At 59.7% G+C, this 1709-nt stretch carries 3 protein-coding genes and 1 pseudogene; all 4 read right to left on the bottom strand.

Features of this window, described 5'->3' with window-relative positions:
* Nucleotides 1-169: pseudogene (locus tag ACTJI6_RS23990) on the bottom strand (IS256 family transposase); the annotation flags it as partial.
* A gap of 117 nt (nucleotides 170-286) precedes the next feature.
* Nucleotides 287-622 (bottom strand): hypothetical protein, encoded by a 336-nt coding sequence (locus ACTJI6_RS23985; RefSeq protein WP_440804265.1) that lies wholly within the window; start codon nucleotides 620-622, stop codon nucleotides 287-289.
* A 91-nt stretch (nucleotides 623-713) separates the two neighbouring features.
* Nucleotides 714-1358 carry a type II toxin-antitoxin system RelE/ParE family toxin gene (locus ACTJI6_RS23980; RefSeq protein WP_440804263.1) on the bottom strand — a complete coding sequence of 215 codons (645 nt, stop codon included), beginning with the start codon at nucleotides 1356-1358 and terminating at the stop codon, nucleotides 714-716.
* Nucleotides 1355-1709 (bottom strand): IS30 family transposase (locus tag ACTJI6_RS23975; protein WP_440801365.1); only part of this gene is annotated, 355 nt, incomplete at its 5' end. The genes ACTJI6_RS23980 and ACTJI6_RS23975, both read right to left, overlap by 4 nt.

Genomic DNA, 1709 nt, shown 5'->3' with positions numbered 1-1709 from the left:
GCGCTTCCTTGCCTTCCTCATAGCCCAGATGCGCGGCCAGCTCCGCGCCCAGCATCCGCTCCATGAGCCGGATCTTCAGCTCCTTCATCAGCCCGGCATCGCCGAGCAGATCCTCAGGGCGCTCAACACCCTTCAGCAGTTCATCCAGAAGTTCCTTGGAGATCGTCATGCATGCTTCCTTTCGGTGAAGCATGGACCGGATCACTCATACACAGAAGATCGGACACTCTCAATCGAGGCGCTTGATGCCACGAATGCTGTCTACCGGGTCTCGAAAGAAAATGCCCTAGAATGCCTTCGAGGGCAGAGATCCGCGTTCGAACGGCCCGGTGGTGCGATCCTTGACGTGGTCGCGGACTTGCAGGCTGGTCGCATTGACGACTTGCGTCAAAGGTTCAACGACTTTCAGGTCGTTCGCGGTATTCGCGGTCTGCCAGATGGTTTCGAACCGACCGACCCAATTTTCGACCTTCTTCGCGACATCTATGAGGAGGCGGGCAACAACGCTAATGTCCGGAGCGGTATTTTTAGCGCAGCCGCTCGACTTGATGAACTGGAAAACGAAATCAGTCCGGGCAATCATAGCCACCAGATCATGTTGCCTGAGTATCAGCTGCGGCATTGAGGGCACCTTGCGGTCGTACAGGAAGCGTTTTGCGCTTCGCCGACCTCCGGGCTGAGTGCAGCGAACGGCCGCTCCCCGCCCTTCCTGCCTATTCGAACCCTACCCGCAACTGATGCCCTGTCGCCTCGGCATACCGCCGCAGGGTGGCAATCGACGGGGATACCTTCCCGCCTTCAAGCCGTGCAATCGCGGATTGTGTGGTGCCGATGCGCTCGGCCAGCTGTGCTTGGGTCAACTTTGCATCCATCCGCGCCCGGATCATGTCCTCGATCAGAGAGAACTCGGCGTCGGCTTGCGCATATTCCTCCCGCACTTCCGGGTTTTCCATAAGGCGCGCCTTCAGATCAGCCAGCTTGCTCATGTTTTCACCTGTTTCATCCGTTCCCGCGCCAGCTCCAATGCTGGCTTTGGGGTTTTGGGCGACTTCTTGACGAAGACGCAGCACTACCACACGGCGCCCCGTCACCGTGACATAGATCCCCCGCGCAATACCTTCCTGCGCCTTAGCGCGTAGCTCCCACAGCTTGCCGTCGAGATGTTTGACATGCGGCTCGTGGATCTGCTCCAGCCCGACACTCTCGACCATCTCCAGCAGGCGCAGCAGCCGGGCCTGAAGCTTCGGCGGCAAGGCCTCGATCTCCTCATCAACGGCATCGAGGATCTCAACCGTCCATCTCATATCCGTGCAGGCTCCATTCTGAATGCACCAGTCCTGCGGGGCAGGGTTTGTCATGGTGCCTCCAGTCTTATCAGTTCATCTCGAAACGCTTCGATGGGTGTCCGGTAGCCCAGGCACTTCCGGGGCGTGGCGTTCAGGCGCTGACACATCATTCTCATCGAACGAGGCGTCAGCTGCAACACAGCGGTGTCTCGGGGCAGGTAGCGACGGAGCCGCCTGTTCATGTTCTCGACCGAGCCTTTTTGCCAAGGCGCCTGCGGATCGCAGAACCACGCCTTCGTGCCCATGCCACTCTCCAGCTCGCGCCAGGCCACGAACTCCAGGCCGCGGTCAAAGGTGATCGAGCGCCGCGCCTCGGCGGGCAGGGGTGACATCTCATGAATCAGACGGTTCATGAGGGGCCGA

The organism is Paracoccus sp. 22332, assembly GCF_052045125.1.
GTDB classification, from domain to species: Bacteria; Pseudomonadota; Alphaproteobacteria; order Rhodobacterales; family Rhodobacteraceae; genus Paracoccus; species Paracoccus haematequi_A.
The sequence above is the reverse complement of the archived record's forward strand: the minus strand, read 5'-3'. Positions and strand labels throughout refer to the sequence as shown.

Excerpts from the sequence above, each read along its gene's own strand:
- ACTJI6_RS23985 (WP_440804265.1), bottom strand. The coding sequence starts at position 622 with ATGCCGCAGCTGATACTCAGGCAACATGATCTGGTGGCTATGATTGCC.
- ACTJI6_RS23980 (WP_440804263.1), bottom strand. The coding sequence starts at position 1,358 with ATGACAAACCCTGCCCCGCAGGACTGGTGCATTCAGAATGGAGCCTGC.